The organism is Salmonella sp. SG203, assembly GCF_013350575.1.
GTDB classification, from domain to species: Bacteria; Pseudomonadota; Gammaproteobacteria; order Enterobacterales; family Enterobacteriaceae; genus Salmonella; species Salmonella enterica.
On record NZ_SNMT01000094.1, the window covers coordinates 1 to 657 of the forward strand.

Below are 657 nucleotides of genomic sequence, written 5' to 3' on the forward strand. Positions count from 1 at the left end.
ACCAGACGCGCCACATTACCGCGAGCCCACAGCACAGCGGCGCAGATAAGGATATTCACCATCACCACCAGCCAGTGGGATGATTCATATAAACCAAAAACAAACCGGAAAGGGACACTGGCATACACCAGCACCATGACATAGGCCAGTAACGAAATCAGGGGGCGGTGTGTCGCATCATCGCGTCGGTAAAACATCAGAACGATGACTATTACCCCACAAATTACGGCATTCAGAACTGCAGAAGGGTCATTTGCTACCATCTGATCCCCCTCCCCTGATACGAGAGAGAATACTGAACAGAGTGTTCAGATCCTGACTGTTGAGAAAAGTGAGAAACTTTATACACATTGCAGAAATAATTACTGCGCCAAGTGCATCCAGTGGTTTTTCATAATGCGTTATTGCCGCAAGCTTAGTACCTATCAGCCCGGCGCCAAGCACTCCCACAATAAATGATGTAATAAAATAAGCGACCAGCCTGATGCGTCCGATGTTGGTTGCCGTGGCGACATAAAACACCGCGCCGGCAAAAGCACCGAATACCACACCATAATCGGTTCCGGTTGCCAGACCGAATACACTGGCCCCCATTAATCCACCAGCCAACACTGTCGCACTGGATACAGGTTCGGACATTCATCCCCCTCTGGTTGT

Annotated in this window: 2 protein-coding genes; both read right to left on the bottom strand. The window is 49.6% G+C overall.

Translation table 11 applies throughout. From position 1 onward, the window contains the following. Positions 1-263, bottom strand: a 263-nt coding sequence (locus HV477_RS27940) for a phage holin family protein (RefSeq protein WP_175065753.1), incomplete at its 3' end; no start/stop codon positions are given. Continuing rightward, positions 250-639, bottom strand: a complete 390-nt coding sequence (locus tag HV477_RS27945) for a phage holin family protein (RefSeq protein ID WP_001294874.1) — start codon at positions 637-639, stop codon at positions 250-252. The genes HV477_RS27940 and HV477_RS27945, both read right to left, overlap by 14 nt. Between the last annotated feature and the right edge of the window lie 18 nt (positions 640-657).